Below are 752 nucleotides of genomic sequence, written 5' to 3'. Positions count from 1 at the left end.
AGAAGGGTTAAAACCCCACTGACTGACGGTCAGAAAGCGGATTTATTGCATTACATTGCGCCATTAACACGGTTATTAGACTTGTTCGAGGGGGATATTTCACCTGAGTTATACGACGAAGAAATCACGCTGCACAGTGATGCATTCGATTCCAACAGTATTTTTATGAAAGACGGGTATCCGATTGGCTTTAGCGACAATTTAAACAACATGTTCTATCTGCGTCCTGAACTCATTCAGGCATCTTAGGTGCTAAGAGAGCCTTGTCACTCTCTTAGCAAAGACACATTAAAAACAATAGAGGTATCAATTATGTCTACATTAGAAACTATCATTAACCCAAAACAACGTAAAGCAAAAAAAGGCGCAAAATCTGCACAGGCCGACGCGATTTATCAAGCATTGGACAGCATGGAAGCGCATGTATTGCCTTTAACGGCGTTGGTTCTGAGTAAACTCAATGTCCGTAAACGTTCAATTGACGAAAAAGCCCTGTCAGAACTGGCAGACAGTATTCAAGCGGTTGGTGTATTGCAAAATTTGGTCGTTTACCCGATGGATAACGATGTTTACGGGGTTGCTGCGGGTCAACGTCGATTAATGGCGTTACAACAATTGATGGCGAAAGGGCATTTAGCGTCGAGTTTTCCAGTACCAGTCAAAATTGTGCCTGAGTCCGATGCGCTGATTATTTCCCTGACGGAAAATAGCCAACGTGAAGCTATGCACCCTGCCGACCAACTTCATGCTTT

2 protein-coding genes are annotated in these 752 nt (G+C 43.4%); both read left to right on the top strand.

Annotated features, from left to right (window positions below; genetic code table 11):
- Positions 1–249: hypothetical protein (locus AC4IFO_RS22955; RefSeq protein ID WP_490737851.1), on the top strand; the 249-nt coding region annotated here is incomplete at its 5' end.
- Positions 250–312: 63 nt separating this feature from the next.
- Positions 313–752: ParB/Srx family N-terminal domain-containing protein (locus AC4IFO_RS22950; RefSeq protein WP_490737850.1), on the top strand; the 440-nt coding region annotated here is incomplete at its 3' end.

The organism is Providencia sp. UF-224 (assembly GCF_058245955.1).
This window is presented reverse-complemented; position numbering and strand designations above follow the sequence as displayed.